The organism is Streptomyces sp. NRRL WC-3549, assembly GCF_000721935.1.
Classification (GTDB): domain Bacteria; phylum Actinomycetota; class Actinomycetes; order Streptomycetales; family Streptomycetaceae; genus Streptomyces.
The window spans coordinates 167,962-168,307 of sequence record NZ_KL585399.1 but is presented as its reverse complement, the minus strand read 5'-3'; the positions used below and the strand labels follow the sequence as shown (position 1 = coordinate 168,307).

Sequence of the window (346 nt, the reverse complement as noted above, 5' to 3'; positions counted from 1 at the left end):
CTCAGAGATGTGTATAAGAGACAGGGCCAGTACTGGCTCGTCGTCCTCGGCTACGGCTTCATCGGCGGCATCGGGCTCGGCATCGGCTACATCGCGCCGGTGTCCACCCTCATCAAGTGGTTCCCGGACCGGCCCGGCATGGCGACCGGCATCGCCATCATGGGCTTCGGCGGCGGTGCGCTCATCGCCTCACCCTGGTCCACCGCCATGCTCGACGGCTTCGGCGCCGACCGTTCCGGCATCGCCACCGCCTTCCTCGTCCACGGCGTCGTCTACGCCGCGTTCATGGCGCTCGGCGTCGTCCTCGTACGGGTGCCGCCCGACGACCGGCTCCCCGGCGGCCGGC

At 69.9% G+C, this 346-nt stretch carries 1 protein-coding gene; it reads left to right on the top strand.

The window, feature by feature from the left end; all coding sequences use genetic code 11:
• Positions 1-9: 9 nt before the first annotated feature.
• On the top strand, positions 10-346 hold a 337-nt coding region (locus tag IH13_RS0115725), incomplete at its 3' end, for an MFS transporter (protein ID WP_031084866.1).